The organism is Anabaenopsis elenkinii CCIBt3563, assembly GCF_015245355.1.
GTDB classification, from domain to species: Bacteria; Cyanobacteriota; Cyanobacteriia; order Cyanobacteriales; family Nostocaceae; genus Anabaenopsis; species Anabaenopsis elenkinii.
The window spans coordinates 3,137,227-3,162,666 of sequence record NZ_CP063311.1; the positions used below are offsets into that span (position 1 = coordinate 3,137,227).

General features: G+C 42.9%; 23 protein-coding genes. 11 read left to right on the forward strand and 12 right to left on the reverse strand.

Going from position 1 to position 25,440, the window contains the following annotated elements; all coding sequences use genetic code 11:
* Positions 1-5: 5 nt before the first annotated feature.
* The 7 genes from IM676_RS13725 (at position 6) to IM676_RS13755 (ending at position 7,603) form a co-directional block, all read left to right on the forward strand.
* On the forward strand, positions 6-242 hold the full coding sequence (locus IM676_RS13725) for a hypothetical protein (RefSeq protein WP_200987418.1): 237 nt from the start codon (positions 6-8) through the stop codon (positions 240-242).
* Between the two features lie 228 nt (positions 243-470).
* The gene (locus IM676_RS13730) at positions 471-857 is read left to right on the forward strand and encodes a hypothetical protein (protein WP_200987419.1); all 387 of its coding nucleotides are present in this window, start codon (positions 471-473) and stop codon (positions 855-857) included.
* Between the two features lie 1,790 nt (positions 858-2,647).
* Entirely contained in the window at positions 2,648-2,848 is a 201-nt protein-coding gene (locus IM676_RS13735; RefSeq protein WP_200987416.1) for a heavy-metal-associated domain-containing protein, read from the forward strand.
* A gap of 138 nt (positions 2,849-2,986) precedes the next feature.
* Positions 2,987-5,263 (forward strand): heavy metal translocating P-type ATPase, encoded by a 2,277-nt coding sequence (locus IM676_RS13740; RefSeq protein WP_200987417.1) that lies wholly within the window; start codon positions 2,987-2,989, stop codon positions 5,261-5,263.
* An 8-nt stretch (positions 5,264-5,271) separates the two neighbouring features.
* Positions 5,272-5,508 (forward strand): hypothetical protein, encoded by a 237-nt coding sequence (locus IM676_RS13745; protein WP_200987418.1) that lies wholly within the window; start codon positions 5,272-5,274, stop codon positions 5,506-5,508.
* 228 nt (positions 5,509-5,736) lie between these two features.
* On the forward strand, positions 5,737-6,123 hold the full coding sequence (locus tag IM676_RS13750) for a hypothetical protein (RefSeq protein ID WP_200987419.1): 387 nt from the start codon (positions 5,737-5,739) through the stop codon (positions 6,121-6,123).
* Positions 6,124-6,394: 271 nt separating this feature from the next.
* Positions 6,395-7,603 carry a GNAT family N-acetyltransferase gene (locus IM676_RS13755; protein WP_200987420.1) on the forward strand — a complete coding sequence of 403 codons (1,209 nt, stop codon included), beginning with the start codon at positions 6,395-6,397 and terminating at the stop codon, positions 7,601-7,603.
* Here IM676_RS13755 and queA read toward each other — a convergent pair.
* The 7 genes from queA to panB form a co-directional block, all read right to left on the reverse strand.
* Positions 7,578-8,711 (reverse strand): tRNA preQ1(34) S-adenosylmethionine ribosyltransferase-isomerase QueA, encoded by a 1,134-nt coding sequence (gene queA, locus IM676_RS13760; RefSeq protein ID WP_200990212.1) that lies wholly within the window; start codon positions 8,709-8,711, stop codon positions 7,578-7,580. The genes IM676_RS13755 and queA overlap by 26 nt on opposite strands.
* Before the next feature lie 11 nt (positions 8,712-8,722).
* Positions 8,723-9,619 (reverse strand): 50S ribosomal protein L11 methyltransferase, encoded by an 897-nt coding sequence (gene prmA, locus IM676_RS13765; RefSeq protein WP_200987421.1) that lies wholly within the window; start codon positions 9,617-9,619, stop codon positions 8,723-8,725.
* 47 nt (positions 9,620-9,666) lie between these two features.
* Positions 9,667-11,247 carry a phosphoglycerate dehydrogenase gene (serA, locus tag IM676_RS13770; protein ID WP_200987422.1) on the reverse strand — a complete coding sequence of 527 codons (1,581 nt, stop codon included), beginning with the start codon at positions 11,245-11,247 and terminating at the stop codon, positions 9,667-9,669.
* Between the two features lie 276 nt (positions 11,248-11,523).
* Entirely contained in the window at positions 11,524-12,507 is a 984-nt protein-coding gene (locus IM676_RS13775; RefSeq protein ID WP_200987423.1) for a 2-dehydropantoate 2-reductase, read from the reverse strand.
* Complete coding sequence (locus IM676_RS13780; protein ID WP_200987424.1) at positions 12,504-14,018, reverse strand: acyl--CoA ligase; 1,515 nt, start codon at positions 14,016-14,018, stop codon at positions 12,504-12,506. The genes IM676_RS13775 and IM676_RS13780 overlap by 4 nt, the downstream gene beginning before the upstream one ends.
* 1 nt (position 14,019) lies before the next feature.
* Entirely contained in the window at positions 14,020-14,817 is a 798-nt protein-coding gene (locus tag IM676_RS13785; RefSeq protein ID WP_200987425.1) for a Uma2 family endonuclease, read from the reverse strand.
* A 34-nt stretch (positions 14,818-14,851) separates the two neighbouring features.
* A complete protein-coding gene (gene panB, locus IM676_RS13790) occupies positions 14,852-15,622 on the reverse strand; it encodes a 3-methyl-2-oxobutanoate hydroxymethyltransferase (RefSeq protein WP_200987426.1) in 771 nt (256 codons plus the stop codon).
* Positions 15,623-16,340: 718 nt separating this feature from the next.
* Here panB and IM676_RS13795 point away from each other — a divergent pair.
* The 4 genes from IM676_RS13795 to IM676_RS13810 all read left to right on the forward strand — a co-directional run bounded on the left by IM676_RS13795 (position 16,341) and on the right by IM676_RS13810 (position 20,047).
* Entirely contained in the window at positions 16,341-17,771 is a 1,431-nt protein-coding gene (locus IM676_RS13795; protein WP_200987427.1) for a form I ribulose bisphosphate carboxylase large subunit, read from the forward strand.
* 103 nt (positions 17,772-17,874) lie between these two features.
* Positions 17,875-18,273 (forward strand): RuBisCO chaperone RbcX, encoded by a 399-nt coding sequence (gene rcbX, locus IM676_RS13800; protein ID WP_200987428.1) that lies wholly within the window; start codon positions 17,875-17,877, stop codon positions 18,271-18,273.
* A 58-nt stretch (positions 18,274-18,331) separates the two neighbouring features.
* Entirely contained in the window at positions 18,332-18,661 is a 330-nt protein-coding gene (locus IM676_RS13805; protein ID WP_200987429.1) for a ribulose bisphosphate carboxylase small subunit, read from the forward strand.
* Between the two features lie 135 nt (positions 18,662-18,796).
* Positions 18,797-20,047, forward strand: coding sequence for a ribulose bisphosphate carboxylase small subunit (locus tag IM676_RS13810; protein WP_200987430.1), 1,251 nt, complete (start codon positions 18,797-18,799; stop codon positions 20,045-20,047).
* Positions 20,048-20,188: 141 nt separating this feature from the next.
* Here the strand turns inward: IM676_RS13810 and IM676_RS13815 are convergent, their stop codons facing one another.
* The 5 genes from IM676_RS13815 to fabG all read right to left on the reverse strand — a co-directional run bounded on the left by IM676_RS13815 (position 20,189) and on the right by fabG (position 25,310).
* Positions 20,189-20,803 carry an SAM-dependent methyltransferase gene (locus tag IM676_RS13815; RefSeq protein ID WP_200987431.1) on the reverse strand — a complete coding sequence of 205 codons (615 nt, stop codon included), beginning with the start codon at positions 20,801-20,803 and terminating at the stop codon, positions 20,189-20,191.
* A gap of 44 nt (positions 20,804-20,847) precedes the next feature.
* A complete protein-coding gene (locus IM676_RS13820) occupies positions 20,848-22,149 on the reverse strand; it encodes an APC family permease (RefSeq protein WP_200990213.1) in 1,302 nt (433 codons plus the stop codon).
* Between the two features lie 254 nt (positions 22,150-22,403).
* Positions 22,404-23,771 carry a magnesium transporter gene (gene mgtE, locus IM676_RS13825; RefSeq protein WP_200987432.1) on the reverse strand — a complete coding sequence of 456 codons (1,368 nt, stop codon included), beginning with the start codon at positions 23,769-23,771 and terminating at the stop codon, positions 22,404-22,406.
* Positions 23,772-24,072: 301 nt separating this feature from the next.
* Entirely contained in the window at positions 24,073-24,501 is a 429-nt protein-coding gene (locus tag IM676_RS13830) for a hypothetical protein (protein WP_200987433.1), read from the reverse strand.
* Between the two features lie 113 nt (positions 24,502-24,614).
* The gene (fabG, locus tag IM676_RS13835) at positions 24,615-25,310 is read right to left on the reverse strand and encodes a 3-oxoacyl-ACP reductase FabG (protein ID WP_200987434.1); all 696 of its coding nucleotides are present in this window, start codon (positions 25,308-25,310) and stop codon (positions 24,615-24,617) included.
* Positions 25,311-25,440: the final 130 nt, after the last annotated feature.

A 25,440-nucleotide genomic window follows, 5' to 3' on the forward strand; every position in this document is an offset into this window, starting at 1 on the left:
TATCTATGTTCCAGAAAAATATACTTTGGGCTACCGTGACCGCTTTGGGTTTGTCCCTGGGAACAGTATCAGCCACAACGCCCACCCATTCACCAGGAGAAAATAACAGATTTCACCCCATAGAGCAACCTTTGGGGGTGAAAGTTGGTGTCACTATGGGTGGTGTAGCCTTAATTGCATTAGAGCTATGGTGGTTTCTGTTAAGTAAATCCCCCACACAAACCCACAGCCAAGAAGATTAATTAGGGAAGCGATCGCCTGATTAATCCCTGTGGTTAGGGATTAATCATCAAAATTGTAATTTCCTTGTCACAACAAATAATTGCAGTTTAGTCCCCCCATGAAAGCAAAAGCAGTTAATTGATTTTGGCAATCAAAAAATTATGAAAAATTATGGGGGATTTTGGGCTTAAAATTGCTTACAAGATGAATTTATATTTAACTTTGCCACCTGCAGGACATCCCTAGCTATGATTACTGAAATTTTTCCCTTCGGTTTTGAGATAGACAAAATCGCCATCGCCGGAGCCAGTCTCTGGTCATTGGCTCTATACTTGACATTTTACCGCCTGCGTGATAAAACAACTAACCTTATAACTAGATGGTTTAACTTTGCCGAGCGATCGCTTTACATCAGTCAACAAGAATTTGAGAAAACACGCCAAGCTAGAGAGTCCCAAAACGCCTTTTACGCTTCACTATTTAGCATCATTCCTTTTCTAGTCATTGGGGGTTTATCCAACTGGTTTCTCGAAATTAGCTTAGGACCTAGCTGGGGTGTCAGCATCGGTATAATGGCTTGTATTATTTCTGCTATTTATGAACTAGCTCGGCAAAGTGGAGAATTAGAAGATTGATATCATAAACCTTTCACTCTCAGAGGATGTTTGGAAAGTATTAAACAGGTAATTTTTATATTAGGGAACACACAAAAAACAATAAAATCCAGTCCCATCCCCTTACAAGGGGAGGGTTAGGGTGGGGTCAAACAATAGTTGATACACTAATCATGACTTATCAAACATCCTCTTATATTTTAAAGAAAAATGCAACTGTAGATCATAAATTGCGGAGGGTGGGGTCAAATAATATTCGATACACTAATCATGACTTTCCAAACATCTTCTCAGAACCTGAAATATAGTTATCAAGTTTAGCCAGAGAATAAATTCTCTGTCTGATACCTAAAGTCAGTTGAAACTGACTAAATTACTTGCTAACCATATTCAAATCTAGTCGGANCAGCTTTAATTCTCCATGATCTTTGTCTTAGTAATGCCTTATCATATTATAATATATTTGCACACATTCCCTAGGAAGATGACCTGAATAATTAAGGAGTGTAAATTAAACTTGGTATGTCGATTAACTGCTTTCTATGGAGGTTTAGCCCGCGGCTAAACCTTTTTTATCTTGAGATTGGTATTTATAGTTATATTTTATAGCTATATTTAACCTATAGATAGATAAAATTTGCATACAAGTATATTTAAAATCATAATATATGGTAAACTCTTGCTATATGTAGGCTTGGCTAATAGTCAAGCCTCTTTTATATGTTTTCAATTTAGCTTATGGTTAATTGTAAACTATGCTAAAAAACATATTTTATGATCATAGCATAAATATGTTTTGTTGTGTATATACCGATAGGTACTCCCAATAATTTATTGATGATGTTACTATTCAGTTCGTTAATGCCTGAAAAACATATAACGACCCTGGAATCCAAGCCAGGGTTTTCTTTTGAGAAGTTGATTACACAACAGACGACATCTGACCAGAGTATGAAAAACTTGATGATCAATACCTATACATTGACCATAAAAATACTATCTATATATGGTGATAGCTAGCATATTTAATAAGATTTGTACACACCTTCAAGACAGATGAATTATCATCATTTAATATATAAAATATCCAAATATGGTAAACACCTGGTATATATCAAGGCTTGACTATTGTTCAAGCCTTTTTCATACTTTTGATACATAAATTACAGGGTAAATATAAATTCATCTAATAGTATAGTGACCAAATGAAGATGAATTTGTGAGACATTAAAAACAGTCATTTTAAATAATGCAGTAGTACCTCTTTCAGCACAGTACTAATCAAGGTTTGGTTCACAGCCAAACCTTTTTTATGATTAATAATTGCTGATCTATCAGCTTTGAGGCTATTTGAACACATCCTTTAGGAGGATGAACTAAAGGTATAGAACTATTAAATTATTATTGGTGTAGTAAATGCTTGGTATACATAAGGGCTTGGCTTGTCCAAGCCTTTTTCCTAACAATTTATATTAGCCAGGGATGATCTTTGGCAATATTTAAAATAAGTATAATTTACTACTATAAAGCTTAATGCCATTTACCTGGATAATATTAATACCATGATCATGGGGACGGCAAAGAATTTAAAGACTTGTAAACTCTGATAGACTCTCTATCTGACTGGAGAGTTTAGGATGAGTATTAAGATAAAAGCCAAACTTAATAGCTGATGACAGTCCCAAGCATCCCTCAAGCCATGAAAAGAGAATTCCCCACAAACTAGAAATGGCTAAATTAGCTTTACAGACTGATATTCAGCAAGACATAAGCTGAGTCCTGATAGTCCTTTGATTCCATACCGTAAATCTATGACACTCAAACTGACAGTTCCCAATATGGCTTGTTCTGCTTGTGCCAACAATATTACCAATGCAATTAAAGCAGTTGATGCCAATGCTACCATTGAGGCTGACCCCCAAACCAAATTTGTGAGCGTAGAAACTCAAGCATCAGAAGCAGCAATTAAAGATGCTTTAGCTACAGCTGGTTATCCAGCTGCTGAAAAATGATTATACCGCTGAAGATGCCCACTCGATAGTTTGATGTAATTTTCACATTCAAACTAGAGTGTTTAATCTGATGAAGTTGCATCCATTTGATGCAACTTTGGCTACATAGGCTACACCAGCAAAAGTGATTTACTGAGCATGGATACTCTCACGCTGAAACTCCAAGGTATGAGTTGCGCCTCCTGCGCCAACAACATTGACCAAGCAATTCGCTTAATTCCAGGGGTGATTGACTGTAATGTTAACTTTGGTGCTGAACAAGCTACCATCAATTATGATCGAACACGGACTAATGTCAAGATCATTCAAGCAGCCATTGATGCTGCGGGATACTCTTCTTACCCAACTTCAGAAGACATACTGACTGGAGAAGATGATGGTCAGAAGGCCATTAAGTTAGCCCAAGAAAGGGAAATTAGGCGCAAGGTGATTGTGGCCTGTGTCATTGCTATGATAATTTTTGTGGGTTCTATACCCATGATGACAGGGTTACACTTACCGTTTATTCCGGAATTTCTCCATAATTATTGGGTACAGTTAGTGTTAACTACTCCAGTACAGTTTTGGTGTGGTTGGAGTTTTTACGTCAATGGCTGGAAAGCCCTTAAACACCATATGGCAACAATGGATACCCTCATGGCTGTGGGTACAACTGCAGCATATCTATATTCTTTGTTTGTGACTCTGTTTTCGGGATTTTTTACGGATCAAGGTTTAATCCCTCATGTATACTATGAGGTTTCGGTAACTGTAATTGCTTTAATTTTGCTGGGGCGATTGTTAGAACATCGCGCTCGAGGAAAAACTTCGGAAGCTATTCATAAACTGATGGGACTACAACCGAGAAATGCTAGAGTTATCCGTGATGGTGTGGAAATGGATATTTCTATTACCGAAGTGGAAATCAATGATGTGATTGTGGTGCGTCCAGGGGAAAAGATTCCTGTAGATGGTGAGGTGATTGCTGGTATTTCTACTGTAGATGAGTCTATGGTTACTGGTGAAAGTTTACCAGTGAAGAAGCAAGCAGGGGATGAGGTCATAGGAGCGACCATTAACAAAACTGGTAGCTTTCAGTTGCGGGCGACACGGGTGGGAAAGGATACCTTTTTGGCGCAAATCGTCAAACTTGTGCAGCAAGCACAAGGCTCTAAAGCACCCATTCAAAGATTAGCAGATCAAGTTACAGGATGGTTTGTACCTGCTGTGATTGCGATCGCCATCGCCACCTTTGTGATTTGGTTTAACTTCATGGGTAACTTCACCCTAGCAATCATGACGGCAGTGGGTGTACTCATTATAGCTTGTCCCTGCGCTTTGGGTTTAGCCACTCCCACCTCCATTATGGTGGGTACTGGTAAAGGGGCGGAAAATGGTATTTTAATTAAAGATGCCCAAAGTCTAGAGCTAGCACACAAAATTACTACCATTGTTTTGGATAAAACCGGAACTTTAACTCAGGGAAATCCCACAGTTACTGATTTTGTCTGTCTCAAAGGTACTGCTAACCACAATGAACTACAGCTTTTACAGTTAGCTGCTGCTGTAGAGCGCAATTCTGAGCATCCCTTGGCTGAGGCGGTGGTAAAATATGCCCAGTCCCAAGGGGTAAATTTAATTGAGTCCCACAACTTTGCAGCTGTTCCCGGTAGTGGCGTTCAAGGTGTGGTGTCAGACCGTCTCATACAAATTGGTACACAACGCTGGATGACAGAACTGGGAATTAATACTCACTCCCTCCCAGAATATCAACAAGCCTGGGAAGCTGGGGGGAAAACAGTGATTTTCATGGCTGTAGATGGTGAAATAGAAGCAGTCATGGGTATTGCTGATGCTCTCAAGCCTTCCTCAACAGCAGCAGTGAAAATACTGCAAAAAATGGGTTTAGAGGTAGTAATGCTGACTGGAGATAACAGTAAAACGGCGGAGGCGATCGCCCAAGAAGTAGGGATCGACAGAGTTTTCCCAGAGGTACGCCCAGAACAAAAAACCGCCATGATTAAATCTCTTCAAGGTAATGGTAAATCTCAAATTATAGCCATGGTGGGGGATGGTATTAATGATGCACCTGCACTCGCACAAGCAGATGTGGGTATTGCTATTGGTACAGGAACAGATGTAGCGATCGCCGCGAGTGATATTACTCTAATTTCTGGAGATTTACAAGGAATTGTCACCGCGATTCAACTTAGCCGGGCGACCATGAGTAATATTCGCCAAAACCTCTTCTTTGCCTTTATTTACAATATCATTGGTATTCCCGTGGCGGCGGGAATTCTCTTTCCCTGGTTTGGTTGGTTACTCAATCCGATTCTTGCAGGTGCTGCAATGGCTCTTTCTTCCCTCTGTGTGGTCACCAATGCCCTGAGATTGCGGCAATTTCACCCCAAAATCATCTCTGCAAGTGTACAATAATTTTATCTATGTTCCAGAAAAATATACTTTGGGCTACCGTGACCGCTTTGGGTTTGTCCCTGGGAACAGTATCAGCCACAACGCCCACCCATTCACCAGGAGAAAATAACAGATTTCACCCCATAGAGCAACCTTTGGGGGTGAAAGTTGGTGTCACTATGGGTGGTGTAGCCTTAATTGCATTAGAGCTATGGTGGTTTCTGTTAAGTAAATCCCCCACACAAACCCACAGCCAAGAAGATTAATTAGGGAAGCGATCGCCTGATTAATCCCTGTGGTTAGGGATTAATCATCAAAATTGTAATTTCCTTGTCACAACAAATAATTGCAGTTTAGTCCCCCCATGAAAGCAAAAGCAGTTAATTGATTTTGGCAATCAAAAAATTATGAAAAATTATGGGGGATTTTGGGCTTAAAATTGCTTACAAGATGAATTTATATTTAACTTTGCCACCTGCAGGACATCCCTAGCTATGATTACTGAAATTTTTCCCTTCGGTTTTGAGATAGACAAAATCGCCATCGCCGGAGCCAGTCTCTGGTCATTGGCTCTATACTTGACATTTTACCGCCTGCGTGATAAAACAACTAACCTTATAACTAGATGGTTTAACTTTGCCGAGCGATCGCTTTACATCAGTCAACAAGAATTTGAGAAAACACGCCAAGCTAGAGAGTCCCAAAACGCCTTTTACGCTTCACTATTTAGCATCATTCCTTTTCTAGTCATTGGGGGTTTATCCAACTGGTTTCTCGAAATTAGCTTAGGACCTAGCTGGGGTGTCAGCATCGGTATAATGGCTTGTATTATTTCTGCTATTTATGAACTAGCTCGGCAAAGTGGAGAATTAGAAGATTGATATCATAAACCTTTCACTCTCAGAGGATGTTTGGAAAGTATTAAACAGGTAATTTTTATATTAGGGAACACACAAAAAACAATAAAATCCAGTCCCATCCCCTTACAAGGGGAGGGTTAGGGTGGGGTCAAACAATAGTTGATACACTAATCATGACTTATCAAACATCCTCTGAGAGTAGAATCGATAGCATGAGTTAGGCTTTAAAACTTTGAAAGCTCAAGTCAGATTTATCTGACTAAGTGTTAATTCTCACATTGCAAACTGTACAATGGTCAAACAAATCAAGCCTAATTACTCTAGTCTCTGGATTAACCACATTGCACAAGTACCCCAAAATGCTTGGGATGCTTTAGCAATACCCCTGAAAACGCCGTTTTTAGAATGGGACTGGCTGAATAATCTGGAAATCTCCCAGAGTGTGACGGCGAAAACCGGATGGTTACCGAATCACTTAACAGTTTGGCGAGGGGGGAATTTGATAGCAGCAGCGCCACTGTACCTGAAAGGACATAGTTATGGTGAATTTGTCTTTGACCAGCAATGGGCAGAATTAGCCACCCGTCTGGGAATACAATATTATCCTAAGTTATTGGGAATGACACCATTTACCCCCGCTGAAGGTTATCGTTTTTTAATTGCTCCGGGGGAAGATGAAGAGTACATTACAGCCATGATGGTACATGAGATAGATTCTTGGTGTACTAAGCATGGAATTTCTGGGTGTCATTTTCTCTATGTCGATCCTCAATGGCGCACTATGGTAGAACCCCAAGGTTTTACCCCTTGGTTACACCATAGCTACATTTGGGAAAATCTGGGGTTTAAAACTTTTGATGATTACTTAAAATTATTCAACGCCAATCAGCGCCGTAATATCAAGCGAGAGCGCAAAGCTGTGGAAAAGGTGGGTTTAGAATTTCACCCAGTCACTGGTGATGCAATTCCTCACTCTTTATTTCCTTTAATGTACCAGTTCTATGCTGATACCTGTGATAAGTTTGGCTGGTGGGGTAGTAAGTACCTAACAAAACAGTTTTTTGAGCAGCTACACACTAACTATCGCCATCGCGTCCTGTTCTTCCCAGCTTATGATCAGCAAGACCAGGGCCAACCTATAGGTATGTCTTTTTGTCTGTATAAAGGCGATCGCTTATATGGACGCTACTGGGGGAGTTTTCAAGAAATAGACTGTTTACATTTTGATGCTTGCTACTATACACCCATTGAGTGGGCGATCGCCCATGGTATCCAAAGCTTTGATCCTGGTGCTGGGGGACGACATAAAAAACGCCGTGGGTTCCCAGCTACGCCTAATTATAGTTTGCACCGCTTGTACAATCGGCGGTTAGAAAAAATTCTCCATCCCTATCTTAGGGAAGTCAATCAACTAGAACAACAGGAGATAGAAGCCATCAATCAGGATTTACCATTTAGTCAAAATTTCCCCAGTATTAAAATCCCGGAAGAATTAACATAGCATCCCCAAAGGAATAAAAGCGATATTTCCCAGCTATAGCTTGTTGGTATATATTTAACAACCGCTCCCTACCAATCAACGCACTTACCAGCATCAACAAACTAGAACGCGGTAAGTGGAAATTGGTAATTAAACCATCTACTACCCGCCATTGGTAACCGGGATAGATGAATAAATCTGTTTGACCACAGAATGATTGTAAATCCCCAGACTGTGCTGCTGCTTCCAAGGCGCGGACTACTGTAGTCCCCACTGCAATAATTCGACCCCCCGCTGCTTTGGTGGCGCGGATTTGTTCTACTGTAGTGGGGGGGACTGCAATCCACTCCTGATGCATTTGGTGGTTAGTGACGTCTTCTATTTCCACAGGGCGAAATGTCCCTACCCCCACGTGTAAGGTGATGGAAGCCTGATGAATACCGCGATCGCCTAACTTATCTAGTAACTCTGGGGTAAAATGTAATCCTGCTGTAGGTGCGGCGATCGCTCCTGGTTGCTGGGCGTAAACTGTTTGATATTGTTCATCAGCCGCAGTAGAACTGGTAATATATGGCGGTAGGGGTATCTCACCGAATTGATCTAAGACCTCGATTAAAGGTTTACCATCAGGTACATCAAAATCTAATAAACGTCCTCCCGTCCCTGGGTCGCTTTCTAATACAGTCGCAGTGAGGGTAGTGGGGTTTTGTGCAGAATCTTTAGATGTAAAAAAAATTCTAGATCCTATTTTGAAGCGTTTTCCGGGTTTAACTAAAGCTAACCAACAGTTATATTTTCGTTCTTCCAAAAGCAAAACCTCTACTGTAGCACCCGTAGATTTACTACCATACAGCCTAGCTGGAATTACTTTTGTGTCATTCACAATCAACAAATCCCCAGGGCGTAACAAATCTGGTAACTCTCGAAAAATATGATGTGCGGGTGCGGTTTCGGTAGAGGAATTTACCACTAATAAACGGGAACTATCCCTGGGAAATACGGGATTTTGAGCAATTAGTTCCTCTGGTAATATATAATCATACCCACTCAATGAGTAGTCTAAACTCACATCTGGTGTTTCTGTGGCAGAACATCCCGGCAAATTACTATGTATTATTTCTTGCTCCATTGCCTTAATTACTAACTCTGAGAACGCCGCACATTGAGGCAACACCATTCTTTCTTTGTTAACAGGTTATCAACGATCCAACCGTTTTTTTCTAAAGACTCAGCCACAGTAGCAGATTGTTCTACTAAAATCCCGCTAAAAATTCCCCAACTACTCGGTTTAATAATCTGGTTCATTTGTGGCAGCAACTGAATAATCACATCAGCCAAAATATTACAAACAATACCATCCACAGGTTCTTGTAACCCTTGCGTGACTATATCTACACTACCTTCCTCCGGTATCAAGGATTCTGGGCTAATCCGATTCAGGTCACGATTGCTCACAGTTGATTGTACCGCTAAGGGGTCAGTATCCACTGCATAAACTGTTTTTGCCCCTAATAGTAATGCTCCAATACCCAGTATACCAGAACCACAGCCGATATCAGCAATCACCTGACCAATTTTACCCTGAAAATCCACATTTTCTAGGGATTCCAAGCATAATTGGGTTGTGGCATGGTTGCCCGTACCAAATGCTACACCGGGATCTAGAAGAATTACTAGGCGGTCTGAAGCGGCGCTTAAAGGTAGCCAAGCAGGATTAATCAAAAAGCGATCGCCTATTTTTTCCGGTTGCCAGTATTGTTTCCAACTAGTAGCCCAATCTTCCTCATTGATTAACTGACAGCTGAGGGTAGGAATAGGTAAGCCCACACACAGAGCATCTTCATGTAATTGGCTAGAGAGCAACTCTAAATCTAGGGTTGCTCCTGGCAATCTTGGTAGGTAAGCCTTTACAAGACACAAATCACCTTTACCCTCGCTAGCTGTACCACGGCTGCTAAAATCTTCCAGTCGCCAAAAGATAGAATCTTCTAGAGCTGGATCACATAAAATCTGTACTTCCCACCAACTGTTTGTCATATTTAATTCTGATTTCAAGAAATGAGGCAGGCCTCATTTCTTCAAGTTTATAGAGTTACTGTGTATGCGTCCCGAATTCCCGGTACTTTGACAATTTCATCCAAAATGCCATCCGGCAATGGATCATCGATACTCAGAGCCATTACAGCATCACCACGAACAATTTTCCGGCCTACCTGCATACTAGCAATGTTGACATTAAAACTGCCCAGGAGGGAACCAAGTTTACCGATAATTCCCGGCATATCACGGTGTAAAGTAAACACCATATATTTACTGGGGGGTACATTAATGGGGAAACCATCAACGTCGGTGAGGTGAATTTCTTTGTCCCCTAATAAAGCCCCCGTTACCGAATGAGTCCCCAAAGTACCTGTAGCTTCCAGGTGCAAAGAGCCGGCGTAGTCACGAGCTGAAGCGTCCCGGGTTTCAATCACCCGAATTCCCCGCTCCTTGGCCTCTATAGTAGCATTGACGTAATTTACCCGTTCCCGGAGGGCTTGGTAAAGTAGTCCCTTCAAGGAGGCGACAACTAAAGGCTGACTCTTGTTGGTTGCGAGGTCTCCTTGTAGTCGGACATTGAGTACTTCTACTCGTCCACCAGCTAGCTGTCCCACTAGTTTACCCAGGGTTTCGGCTAGCTGCATATAAGGCTTGAGTTCTTCTAGGACATCCGGACCCAAACCAGGGATATTAACTGCTGAACGTGCTGGTAGTCCTAAGAGAACGTCGCGAATTTGCTCGGCCACATCAATAGCTACGTTTACTTGTGCTTCTGTGGTGGAGGCTCCTAAATGGGGGGTGAGGATTACTTCTTTACCGAGCGATCGCAAATCAGACTCACCTAGGGGTTCTGACTCAAATACATCCAAGGCAGCACCGGCAATTTGACCTTGTTTAATTGCCGCAGCTAAAGCAGCTTCATCAATGATACCACCACGAGCGCAATTAATAATTCTGGCTGTGGGTTTCATTTTCGCCAGACTTTGAGCATTAATTAAGTGGGTGGTTTCTGGTGTTTTGGGGATGTGTAGGGTGATATAGTCTGCTTGCTGCATCAGTAAATCCATATCCACCAACTGACAGCCCAGTTGTTCGGCTCGTTCTCTGGAGATAAAAGGATCATAAGCTAAGAGTTTCATTCCCATGGCTTTGGCTACTGTTGCCACATGGGAGCCGATTTTCCCCAAACCGACTACACCCAGGATCTTTTTATAAACTTCCGCACCTACGAAAGTTTTACGATCCCACTCACCCTTTTTCACAGAAGCGTTAGCATCAGGGATGTGACGGGATAAAGATAACATCATGGCTAGGGCGTGTTCCGCCGCGGCGATGGTATTACCTTCTGGGGAATTGACGACAACAATTCCGCGCCGGGTAGCTGTAGCAACATCAACATTATCCACACCGACACCAGCACGACCAATAATTTTTAACTGAGTACCAGCTTCAATAATTTCTTGTGTAACCCGCGTACCAGAGCGGATCATCAGCGCGTCATATTCCCCAATAATTTCGATCAGTTCTGCTGGTTTAAGACCTGTTTTGACATCTACCGTAGCAACTTGGGTGAGAATGTCAATTCCAGCTTGGTCAATAGGATCGGAGACGAGAACCTTGGACATGATTACTTGATTTGTTGGCAATTTACAGGTTATGCAGCACAAGACTTTTTAGTTTAGTCTTTATCTGTGGCAATTGAGCAAAATTTATGCCCTTTCATATCAACCTCTCACTCACCTTGTGATTTTCCATAAGTAAGAAAGCATCAGTTGCACAGATATTCCGGTACTGGTTTATCGGATCTGATCCCGTAGCTTGGCGTCAGCCATAGACTATTAGTGATTTGTGGCACCCTTCCGGTAATATAAACCATGATCATAGCTACAAAGCTAATATTTTTATAAATAATGGTGTAAAGTTTTTTCTAGTAGTTTGACATTAGCGTATACTGTATCCATATAGGGTGTAGGGGTGTGGGTGAGTTTTCCCAGTTCAATCACTGCTCCCAGAAGAGCCTCAACTTCTGTAGGTCGTCCAGCTTCAATATCTTGCAGCATAGAGGTTTTATGAGCGCCGACCTTTTCCGCCCCATTGATCCGCTGTTCTAAACTGATACTGAATTCAATACCTAGTTTTTCGCCAATGGTTTGGGCTTCCATCATCATCTGCCTTGCCAGTTCACGGGTCAAGGGGTATTGGCAAATCTGCTCTAGGGTGGCGCGAGTTAAGGCGCTGATGGGATTAAAGGCTAAGTTTCCCCATAATTTTACCCAGATTTCTGTCCTAATATTAGACCTGACTGGGGCTTTTAAACCTGCTTTTTTGAAGCTTTGGGCTAGTTTTTGCACACGTTCGGTTTTAGTGTGGTCGATTTCTCCCAGGCTGATGCGATCGCCTTCAATATGACGAATTACTCCCGGCGATCGTAATTCCACCGCTGGATAAACTACACAACCAATTACCCGATCTATCTCAATATTGGCGGCAATTATCCCCTGTGGATCAACAGACTGAATTTGTTGTCCTTCATATTCACCGCCATGCTTATAAAAGTACCACCAAGGAATACCATTCTGGGCAGTAACTACCATGGTATCAGAATTATAGAGGGATGATACTTGAGGAGCGATCGCCGGTAAACTCTGCGCTTTCACTGCCAGGATGACCACATCTTGAGATCCTACCTGATTTATATTACTCGTAGCTACACAAGGATTGACTCTATAACTAGACCCATCGGCCATAATTACCTCTAGTCCCCTGTTTTGAATTGCTTCTAGATGCTTTCCCCGAGCAATTAAGGTGACATCTTCCCCTGCGCGAGCTAGTTTAGCTCCTAAATACCCACCAATAGCACCCGCACCTACAATACAAATTTTCATATGTCAGTCCCCAATTTCAGCAGTTTAGCCATATTCAACCTTTGCAGTTTCCCTGTTGCGCCGCGGGGTAAGGCTTCCAGGATATGAATTTGTTTAGGCACTTTGAAATCTGCTAAAACTTGGGAACAATAGGATTTTAATTCCTGCTCACTGGTCTGACTTTTGAGCACCACCGCAGCATGAATCTCCTCACCCAGGGACTTGTGAGGGACAGCAAAAGCTAAAGCCTCAGCTACAGCAGGATGACGCAGTAATAAATCATCTATTTCCAAAGGCGAAATTTTTTCACCACCTCTATTGATCAGTTCCTTGATTCTGCCGGTAAGGTAAAGGTAGCCATCTAGGTCTAGTTTACCCTGATCACCTGTACGGAACCAACCCTTAACAAAAGCAGTGGCGTTGGCTTGGGGATTATTCTCGTAACCATCGATAACATTGGCTCCCTTTACTACCACTTCACCCAGACTACCTTGGGGAAGGAGGTAACCATTTTCATCCATAATCCCGATTTCCACACCCAAGGGCGCATAACCCACACTTCCTGGTTTGCGGATTTTCGGCGGTAAAGGGTTGGAAGTCATCATGTGGGCTGCTTCTGTCATGCTGTAGGATTCTACCACTGGGGTATTAAGAACTGCTTCCATTTGTTCGATAATTACCGGTGGTAGAGGGGCGCTGCTAGCACGAATAAAGCGGAATCTATGAGATTTAACAATATCTTGATTGCGACTGGCTCGCCCTAAAATCATTTGATGGATGGTAGGAGCAGCAGAGTACCAAGTGGGTTTGTATGTATCCACCAGTTGCCAAAATTCTAAGGCGTTAAACCCTGTGGGACAGATAAATGTCCCCCCTGATGCTAAGGTGGACAGTAGACAACCCACTAATCCATGAATATGAAATAGTGGCATGAGGCATAAATTGGTGTCCTTGTCTGTGAGATTGTAGACAGTGATAATATTCTGGGCAGAAGCTATCAGATGACGGTGGCGAATGGGAACTCGTTTAGGACGGCTAGTAGTTCCACTGGTATGTAAAATAATCGCTATATCATCATCTGTAGGTAACTCAGATTTATTAGGTTCTATTTGTGGCTGTTTAACTTCCCCGTTTAATGCCAAACTCAATGTACCATCAGAGTTACTTGTAACATTAATTAAGAGCATATCGGGATGAGCCGCCGCAATGGCGGACTCTGGTGTCCCTGGTAAGGTGATCAGGGCTTCGGCTTGGAGGTCTTGGTAGTAAAAGGCAAATTCTTCTTTTTTATATTTGGGATTCAGGGGTGCTGCTGTTCCGCACAAGCTAGCAGCAAGGAAAATACAGGCCATCTCAGAACCATTACCCATAGCAATGGCGATGCGGCTTCCTTTACCTAGGCCGAAACTATGCAGTTGTGCAACTAGACTTAATACATTTGACTTCAGCTGCTCATATGTCAAAGTTAGTTGGGCTGGTGTGAATAAGGCTGGATGCTCGTCTTTTCCAGTTATAATATCTAATATATGCATATTATACTATCGCATCAGGGTCAACACCTAGCTCACGTAACTTTGCTGCTAGTATTTCCGCCCGTTGGCGTTCTTGTTCAGCTCGTTGGCGTTCTTGTTCAGCTCGTTGGCGTTCTTGTTCAGCTCGTTGGCGTTCTTGTTCAGCTTGCTCACTACTCCACAACAACAAATTACCTTCTTTATCCCACCACCGCAGCCAATTCATATTTTGGCATAGTCTTTCACCTGGCCAAATTCCCAGGAATAATTCTAATTGCTCAATCCAGTAACGACCATTGTCCTCTGCCGTCATTAAGCTATATTTTTCGTTTTCTAAACACCTGACTTCTAGAATCACTTCGTAGGGGTCATAGGTGATATAAGTGGGAACTTTAAGAATATGTTCGTAAAAATATAGTTTACCGTAGGGTGGCGTTGAACGGATTGATAGTTCTCCATTTTCTGTGTCTGATAAAAATTCCATGACTACAGCCACAGGAGCACCTTCTAAATGGGGGGTATAACTACGACGAATCACCCCAGAGGCTACGGGTTGGACTTGGGGAACGTACAACCAGTCAGGCGCTTTGACAACTATTTTTTTGTTGACTGTCGCTACTAAACCGAAGTTAGAAGCAATTAACATCTGGGGTTGGATGCGTTGTGTGGCTCCTAGTGCATCGGTCAGTGCCGAAGCCAGCGCCGGTTGTTGAATATTTTCCACTGGATCATCGGGTAGAATGAATTCGGCGGGAAGAGCTTCCCAAGTAATATTTAATTCTTTTTGTGTTTTGTGAGTAGGGGGAATTTGTACCAACATTTAACTACTCCTAATAATATTTGAGTATATTCGGTTAGGGAAACTGGCGATCGCGCACTTCTGATGCGTAATCTTTCACAGCTTTGGTAATTGTCTCTCGCAGATTTGTGTAAACTTTTGCAAAGGGTGGGTGCTTTTCTCCCAAACCTAGGACATCGGAGGTGACTAACACCTGTCCATCACAATCAACTCCCGCACCGATGCCAATAGTAGGAATGTTTAATTTTTGTGTAATCTTTCTTGCTAAATCTGCGGGTATATGCTCTAAAACTATGGAGAATACACCGGCTTGTTCGAGAGCCATGGCCTGGTGGAAAATTGTCTCACTAGCCTCTTGAGTTTTCCCCTGTTGTCGTAATCCCAGTTGATGTACTGATTGGGGTGTCAAACCGACATGACCCATGACTGGGATTCCGGCTTGTACCAGTCGAGCCACAGTTTCTACCATGGCGGGATAACCACCTTCTAACTTAACTGCTTGGGCCCCTGTTTCTTTCAAAATTAATCCGGCTGAGTGCATCGCCTGTGAGATGCTTTCTTGGTAAGTTAAAAATGGTAAATCAACCACCACTAAAGCCTGTTTGACACCACGACGCACAGCTTTAGCATGGTGCAACATTTCCTCTAGGGTAATTGGTAGTGTTGTCTCGTAACCTAAAACCACCGCCAGTGAGTCCCCCACTAAGATTAAGTCTACCCCAGCTGCATCTAGAAGTTGGGCGATCGCATAATCCCAAGCAGTCAAGGCGACGATTGACCGCCCCTGTTGTTTCCATTGAATTAATTGCCCAGTAGTGATTGCCATTGTTTAACAGGTAAACGCCATTCATCCTATCTGTACCAGAAAGTAGGGAGGGTGGATGTTGAGTATAATGCTTCTCCTCTCCATGCCACTGCACTTCTTTACATTTAAGGTGGACTTTTGTAAATCAGTCTTAACAAAATGTTTAAAACTTTATGTAATAACAAATTTAAATAAATCAGTTAAAAACTTTGAAAGAATAACTTATCAAATTCTTGATATATTGTAAGACAACATACAAATGACGTGGTGTGCAATTTCTTTTTCTTTCGCTTATCACTCTGCTGAGTTTATGTCAAGCAAATTCTCCCGTGATCTATTCCCCCATTGTGAGGGGATATATCACCGAGTCTATCCGGTGAGATATCAACCCAGTCAGCTAAAAACGCCGTTATGTGGGGTAATAGTCCTGTGACCATCCTCAGACAGCGGTGTAAAGACAAAAATTTAGCGGGGTAAGAGCAAAGAGTTAAAAGAGAATTTTTATTTACGGGATGAGGAAACAGCATGACGGGCTTGATGCACCCCAGCTTCTTGGGGAGAACATTTGTAAATAAATGTTTCGTTGCCAGAAAACCTACCCGCCAAAACCAACCTCTAACAAAAAAATTTTCCTGATTTTTCCCCAATCAATAAGGGTAAAAAGCGGGAGTGAGAAAAAGTTGCACAGAACGTGATTTGATTAAGTAATTAATAGAGTGACTTCTTGGAAGGGGAATTTATGTCTTACGCTCAAACGAAGACCCAGAGCAAATCAGGATATCAAGCCGGGGTTAAAGATTACAGACTAACTTATTACACCCCAGATTACACACCTAAAGATACAGACCTTCTAGCCGCCTTCCGGATGACTCCCCAGCCTGGGGTTCCCCCCGAAGAAGCGGGTGCTGCTGTGGCGGCTGAATCCTCCACAGGTACTTGGACAACTGTATGGACAGACTTGCTCACAGACCTAGATCGCTACAAAGGTCGTTGCTACGACATTGAACCGGTTCCCGGTGAAGATAACCAGTACATCGCCTATGTTGCTTATCCTCTAGACCTGTTTGAGGAAGGTTCCGTCACCAATATGTTGACCTCGATTGTAGGTAACGTATTTGGTTTTAAAGCTTTGCGGGCGCTACGTCTAGAAGACTTACGGATTCCTGTCGCTTACCTGAAAACCTTCCAAGGACCACCTCACGGTATTCAAGTAGAACGTGACAAATTAAACAAATATGGTCGTCCTTTGTTGGGTTGTACCATTAAGCCCAAATTAGGTTTGTCTGCTAAGAACTACGGACGCGCTGTATATGAGTGCTTGCGCGGTGGTTTGGACTTCACCAAAGACGACGAAAACATCAACTCTGCACCATTCCAAAGATGGCGCGATCGCTTCTTGTTTGTAGCAGAAGCCATCCACAAAGCACAAGCAGAAACCGGGGAAATCAAAGGTCACTACCTGAACGTTACCGCCCCCACCTGTGAACAAATGTTGCAACGGGCTGAGTTCGCTAAAGAACTGAAGATGCCCATCATCATGCACGACTACCTGACCGCCGGGTTCACCGCTAACACCACCTTGGCGCGTTGGTGTCGTGATAACGGTATTTTGCTGCACATTCACCGCGCGATGCACGCTGTAATTGACCGTCAAAAGAACCACGGTATCCACTTCCGTGTATTGGCTAAAACCCTGCGGATGTCCGGCGGTGACCACATCCACACCGGTACAGTAGTTGGTAAGTTGGAAGGCGAACGTGGTATTACCATGGGCTTCGTTGACCTGTTGCGTGAAAACTACGTTGAACAAGACAAATCTCGCGGTATCTACTTTACCCAAGATTGGGCTTCTATGCCTGGTGTAATGGCAGTTGCTTCTGGTGGTATCCACGTATGGCATATGCCCGCACTAGTAGAAATCTTCGGCGATGACTCCGTACTCCAGTTTGGTGGTGGTACACTGGGTCACCCCTGGGGTAACGCACCTGGTGCAACCGCTAACCGCGTGGCTCTAGAAGCTTGTATCCAAGCTCGTAACGAAGGCCGCAACTTGGCTCGTGAAGGTAACGATATCATCCGCGAAGCTGCTAAGTGGAGCCCTGAGTTGGCTGTTGCTTGCGAACTGTGGAAAGAAATCAAGTTCGAGTTCGAGGCCATGGATACTGTCTGATCCTGAAGTAACCGGTAAAAAGTTAAAGAGTACAAGAAAATAATCATTCTTTCTTTTAACCTTTGACTTTTGACTTTTTACTTTTTATGGGCTGGGGTCAAGCATGAATCTAAAGCAAATTGCGAAAGACACAGCCAAAACTCTCCAAAGTTACCTGACTTATCAGGCGCTGCGGACTGTATTGGCACAGCTAGGCGAAACGAATCCTCCCTTAGCGTATTGGTTGCAAAACTTTTCTGCGGGGAAAATCCAAGACGGAGAAGCATATCTTGAGCAACTGCTCCAAGAAAAGCCAGATTTGGCACTGCGGCTCATGACAGTCAGAGAACACATAGCCGCAGAAGTAGCCGAATTTCTCCCGGAAATGGTTTGTACTGGGATTCGACAAGCCAATATTCAGCAGCGTCGCCAGCATTTAGAACGCATGACACAAATAGATACATCTGACCCCAGTCCGCACCCAGAACAGCAGACAAGTTCCGATCCCCCCAGTCAAGAGTGAACAGTAGTTCACTCAGAACTGAAAAACTACTATCAATCTCAAACCATTATCAAAAGCTATGCAAACTTTACCAAAAGAGCGTCGTTACGAAACCCTTTCCTACTTACCCCCTCTTTCTGATGCTCAAATTGCCAAGCAGGTAGATTACATCTTGGCTCAAGGTTATATTCCTGCTGTTGAGTTCAACGAAACTTCTGAACCCACAGAATTGTACTGGACAATGTGGAAGTTACCTTTGTTTAACGCCAGATCTACTCACGAAGTACTCAGCGAAGTTCAATCTTGTCGTTCTCAATATAGCAACTGCTATATTCGTGTTGTAGGCTTTGACAACATCAAACAGTGTCAAGTTCTCAGCTTTATTGTTCACAAGCCCAGCAGATACTAAAAGCTGACAAGTTAAATTAATTTTTTTTGTTGGGGAGAGGTGGAATTGTCTACCTCTCTTATTTATTTTCCTGAGAATTCAATTCCCTGTTGGCGGTAGATAAAAATTAATTAAATAAGTAAAATAATTTACAAAATGAGTTACTATATTGCTCCTCGCTTCCTAGATAAACTTGCAGTTCACATTACTAAAAATTTCTTGAATCTTCCCGGTGTGCGAGTACCGTTAATTTTAGGTATTCACGGACGTAAGGGCGAAGGAAAGACATTTCAATGTCAGTTAGTCTTTGAAAAAATGGGGATTGAAGTAACTCTCATCTCTGGGGGTGAATTGGAAAGTCCCGACGCGGGAGACCCAGCGCGGTTGATTCGTTTGCGCTATCGGGAAACCGCAGAATTAATTAGGGTACGCGGTAAAATGTGTGTGCTGATGATTAATGATTTAGATGCGGGTGCGGGGCGCTTTGATGAGGGGACTCAGTATACTGTCAATACCCAGTTAGTGAATGCTACACTGATGAACATTGCGGATAATCCTACAGATGTGCAGTTACCTGGAAGCTATGATTCCACTCCCTTACATCGTGTTCCGATTATTGTCACAGGTAATGATTTTTCTACCCTCTACGCCCCATTAGTTCGGGATGGACGCATGGAGAAATTCTACTGGGAACCAGATAGGGATGACAAGGTGGGAATTGTCGGCGGAATTTTTCAGCAAGATGGACTGTCACAACGGGAAATTGAACAGTTAGTTGGTACTTTTCCCCATCAATCTATTGACTTCTATAGCGCCTTGCGATCGCGTATTTATGATCAACAAGTACGTGATTTTATTTATCAAGTCGGTTTTGAAAATGTATCGTTGCGTGTGGTCAATAGTGCTGAGAAACCACCAGAGTTTAAAAAGCCGGATTTTAGCTTATCTCATTTAATTGAGGCGGGTAAATTCATGGTGGGTGAACAACAACGGGTAGAAACTTCCCAATTGGTGGATGAATATAACCGCTTAAATCGAGGTCGCAAAAATTATCAACCTGCACCACCTACCCCCGTAACACCCAGTAGTCAACCATCCGCAAATGGTTCCCAACCACAGGAAGCTACAAGTACCCATTTAAACCTAGAGACACAAGCACAAATCCGCCAAATACTGGCTCAAGGTCATAAAATTAACTTTGAACACGTAGACGAACGCCGCTTCCGCACAGGTTCATGGCAAAGTTGCGGTACTACTCACATTGATGCTGAATCAGATGCTGTGTTAACCTTAGAATCCTGTTTAGCTGAATATCGCGGTGAGTATGTGCGTTTGGTAGGAATTGATCCCCATGCTAAACGGCGGGTAGTGGAAACAATTATTCAACGACCCAATGGGAGGAATTAATTGACGCTATATTACAACCTGCTGGGGCTAGTTTAACCGCGATCGCCTGGCCAATACTTGAAGTTGCACTTTTGACACTCCCACGGCTGAAAGCACGTGGGATTCTTCATTCATCCAGCCAACTTCTGCAATAGGTACGCCTCACCGCAAATTAGCTGGTACTTCTTCTGGGATGACCCAATAATAGATTGTCCGGCCATCCACCTTTAATGTTTGTTCTGGTTCCCATTCTCCCATATCGAAAGCATGGGAGACAATTCTGGTTCCCGGTTTAAGTTGCTCGAATAACTGAGGACGGAGTTTGATGTTGATATCAGGTAGTAGGTAGAGTGTCACTACTGTAGCTTCACTAAAATCAGACTTAAATAAATCTTGCTGGACAAATTTGACGCGATCGCCGACTCCTGCTTGCTCTGCATTTGTATTGGCTTCCTGTATAAGTTCCGGGTTAATTTCTACACCCACACCTCGTGCGCCATACTTTTGAGCGGCTGTAATTACAATGCGTCCATCACCACTCCCCAGGTCGTATAGCACATCATCTTTAGTTACTTTTGCTACTGATAGCATGGCATCAACTACTGCCTGAGGTGTTGGTACATAAGGTACATCACCAGAATGTTCTCGAGGTTGAATGGTGGTGGTGTTGGTTGGTGTCAAACTAGGGGCTTCCACATTCGGTTCTGGGGGTGTACATCCCACAAATCCCAGACTAACTCCTGTAGCCAGTAAAAACAAGACTTTTTGATAATTCATGATTTTTTCCTTTCTCAATAAGATGTGTTCTAATTCCCGGTCATCTATTGGCGATTCCAGAACAATAAGGGGATTCCTGCTGTTACCACTAAAACCCCTACCAATGCTCCTACACCCGTATAAACCAAGCTGGAATAAAGCAAATACCCGCAGGATGTACAGAAAAGCAATGGTATCACGGGGTAAAATGGCACACAAAAAGGGCGATATATGTGTGGTTCGCGGATACGCAGCACCAACAGTGATACACCAGAAAGCAGAAAAAATAACCAAAACACTGGGGCAGTGTAATCTACCATGGTTTTAAAGCCACTGCGGGTCACAGTGCCTAAAATCACCAAGGCTAAGGCGATACCCACTTGTAATAAAAAGGCTGGAGTGGGAATATTATCCTCTTTTTGCCGGCGCCCCATAAAACTAAACAAAGGAAAATCCTCACCTAATGCGTAATTAGTACGTGCACCGGTGAAAATCGTCGCATTAATTGCTCCTAAGGTAGAAACTGCAATTAACAGACTGATAAACACCGCTCCTGTTTCACCCCAAATAGACCGCATTAAATCGGCTGCGACTGCTTTAGATGCGGCCATATTTGATAAACCGAGTCCTTGGAGGTAAGCTAAATTGATCAACAGATAAATAGCAGTGATGATGCCAATACTCCCGACTAGCGATCGCAAAATGTTACGCCTTTGATTCTGTATTTCTGCTGAAATATACGCCGCTTCGTTCCAGCCGCCATAAGACAAGAGTACAAATACCATCGCCAATCCCCAATTTCCTGATAACCTAGGTTCTGTGGCCACTGTAGAATTAGGCAGGGCAGTTAGTCCTAAAAATATTACCAGTAATAAGCCCAGAACCTTGGCCGCCGACAGCCAGTTTTGTGTCCACTTACCTTGTGCTAAACCCAGGATATTTACAGCCGTTAAGATAGCGATCGACCCAGCTGCATAAAAAGAAGATGAAAACGGACCCAAAGGCCATATCTGACTAGCATAGTCACCAAAGACAAATGCCAAGAGCACAATAGAACCTGTTTGAATCACAGTCATTCGCGCCCAGGCAAATAAAAAGGCGATTCCTCGCCCAAATGAACGTTTAAGATAATAGTAAGCACCTCCGACATTGGGATACGCCGTGGCTAACTCTGCATAACATAACGCACCCACCAGGGATACCAAACCACCAGCTAACCACAACAGCACCACAACAGTATTGCTACCTGCTTCCGCTGCTACTAATGCAGGGGTTTGAAAAATTCCCGACCCGATGACAATACCCACAATCAGCGCTACTGCATCTGATAATGTGAGTAATCGTTTGGGTTTTCCTCCTTCATTCATAGCTCCTGAATCAGCTAAATTGTGGTTTTCCTGACTACTCACATCTCTTGTTACTAGTTACATCAACAATTTTAACTAGCTTTGTACGTTTTTAACCCTAGTGGGTTAACTATACACTTCCCTATTCCATCTTGTGTACTAAACAAAGAATTCCCAACTATTATTCTGAAAATATTTCTCCCCCTGTGAGAATATGCTCAAAGTATGGAATTCATCAGCTTTTTACCCAAAACCGGTATGGTTTAGGGCTGCTACTATAACCCTAAAATCATGCGAGCTACATTCAGGTAAATTAAAACTCCCAAGACATCCACAGCGGTAGTAATAAAAGGTGCTGACATCAAAGCGGGGTCTAGTCCCATAGCACGGAATAAAAATGGCAAAGCAGAACCAGAAACTGAGGCTAAAACGCAGATCGAAAATAGACTAATACCCACAGCTAGGGCTACGGAGATATTAGCTTGTAAGAAGTATGCCCACACTATCACCACAGTACCTAACATAGCTCCCAGGAGTATGCCAGCGATCGCCTCCCGTCTAATTATATTTAACGCTTCGTGAGAGCGGATATCCTCCGTATTCAGCCCGCGAATTACCACAGTAGAAGACTGAGCGCCTACATTACCCCCTGTATCAATTAATAAGGGTATAAATGCAGTTAAGGCTACCACTTTTTCTAAAATATCCTCTTGGTTAGTAATTACCGCAGCCGTGGCACTATTGGTGATTAATAGGATAAATAACCATACTACCCGCTTACGGGCAACAGTAAATAAGTTAGTTTGAAAATAGTTATCACCACCAGCTTCTAGACCACCCAACTTATAGATATCTTCTGTCGTTTCTTGTTCTAAAATATCCAGGACATCATCCACCGTGACAATACCGACAAGGCGCTGTTCCGCATCTACCACAGGGATAGCGACAAAATCATAGTGCTGAATTGTCCGCGCCACTTCTTCCTGGTCAGTATTTGTATTCACAAATACAACCTCACGGGTCATGATACTACCAATAGTTTCCTCTGGTTGAGCCAAAATCAGATCCCGCAGGGAGAGAATCCCCGTCAAGCGACGAGCATCATCAGTGACATAAATATAATAAATAGTTTCTCGGACATCAGCCTGAGAACGAATCTGTGCTAACGCCTGAGTAATGGTAAGATTTTCCTTGAGTGAGAGATACTCAGGAGTCATAATCCGCCCAGCAGTATTAGGCGCATAACCTAAAAGCAAAGCAGTTGCATCCCGTTCCTCTGGGCTGAGTTGTTGCAACAGTCGTCGGACAACCTTGGCCGGGAGCTCATCAAACAGACGAGCCCGGTCATCAGGCGACATATTATCAACGATTTCCTGTACATCCTGACGCTTAAAATCTTCTAGTAGTGTTTGTTGTACACTAGGATCTAGGTATTCAAACACCTCTATAGACTCTTCCTTAGAAAGTAACCGAAAAGCGATGGCCTGGGTAGCCTCTGGTAAACCTTCAATAGAAGCGGCAATATCTGCCACCTGAACGGGAACTAACAAAGCTTTAGCACCCTGAAAATTTTTCTGTTCAAGTAGGACTTGCAACTGCTCGCGCACTAGGTCTTGTAAATCTTGTCTGGATCTGCTTTGCATATGTGAACTAATAATAAAGGCTGTGTTCTCTCAAGCTAATTTACTTTTACTGTCACCGAGTTTGACATTAGACCTTTTCCCTACTTTACAATAAGGTTTTCCTAGTTACTTATGTTACAAGTTTCCACCCCTCCAGAGCAACTTCATATTCTACTTAACTTCTAGCCGGACTGCATAGGTAGTTTATCCGCCGAAAATGATGAAGATTTGGAGGTTGACAATTGCAGCCAAATTGGTTACTATAATCTTGATAAGGAAGAATTATTTTAAATAAGCTCTCATTAAGACCTAAGTATAACCGTTAAAATGCGCTACTGGGTAGGATGAGAATATCTATCATTTCACCCACCACCAAGCCGCTCAAAGCTAGGACAGTTAAAATCCAAAATGAGTCAGTTTTGTTAAAGCCCTTCCAACGCATTTCTAAGTCAGCTAAAAAGGTGGTTGCTATGGGTATAAGAAACAGACTGAAAAATACCGACCAGGTTTCTACCAAAGCAACTGATAGAATTAAAAATAAAACCATAAACAAGATTCTAGAGCCAATTGCCACTAACTGCTCCAACCAAACAATAGTTTTTCTGACAATGGCTAAGGTGACGGAGACCACAAAAGCCCCCGTCAACCAAATAATGTGATGAGCAGCAAGATACCACCCTAAAAGAGTATAAGCTAACCAGAGTAATAAGAGGGGCATCACTGGTATTCTGTGAAAAAATCCCACATTCATGATTTTCTTTCCCTACCTAGTCAGAATCAAAGATTGACACCCCAATAAGAGTTTTAACCTATTTGTCAATGCTACCCTTGACTATGAATTAGTCGAATGACTAGCCTTTTGGGCTAAATATCACCATATATGGGAATTGCAGCACCACGGATATCCTGAGCAGCTTCTGAAGCCAGAAAGCAGATTAATTGAGCGAGAGATTCCGGTTTTACCCACTTGTGAGCATTTTCTGGTCCCATAGATTCCCGATTCTTGGGTGTATCAATGACACTAGGAAGTATCACATTAGCAGTAATATTTGTACCCTTAGTTTCCTCAGCGATCGCCTTTGTTAAGGCTACCACACCAGCTTTAGAAGCAGAATAAGCTGCTAATTGCGCCGCAGGTTGCACAGCAGCCCTAGAAGCTACCGTGACAATTCTACCATAGCCATGTTCCCACATACTTTTTAGGCTATACCTGCAGGCTAAGAAAGTTGTATTCAGATTTAAATTAAATTCCCGCTTCCAATTGTAAAAACTGTATTCATGAGTTTTCCCCATAGAAAATCCCCCCACCAGATGAATTAATACATCCACCCGTCCCATACGATTAACCAGATGATCTACCGAGGCTTCTTCCTCCAGATTAGCAGGGATAAAGTGAACTCTGGCAAAATCAGCAGGTGAAAGGATTCCTTTGAGGCGCTCAACTTCTCTAGGGTTACGATAAGGAATAGTTATATCTGCACCCTGAGCTAGAACAGCAGGCGTTACTCCTAAACCTAGTCCACCAGTACCACCGGTGACTAAAACTTGCTTACCTTTCATAAATTTTTGATGCACTCGGTGAAAGTTCATTTTTAAGATAACGCGATGTGGGAAATTTGGGACAATTACTTAGTTTGTAAGAAACAGAACCAAAAACCCCAAGATCACCCCCATGAAGATGGAATCAGCA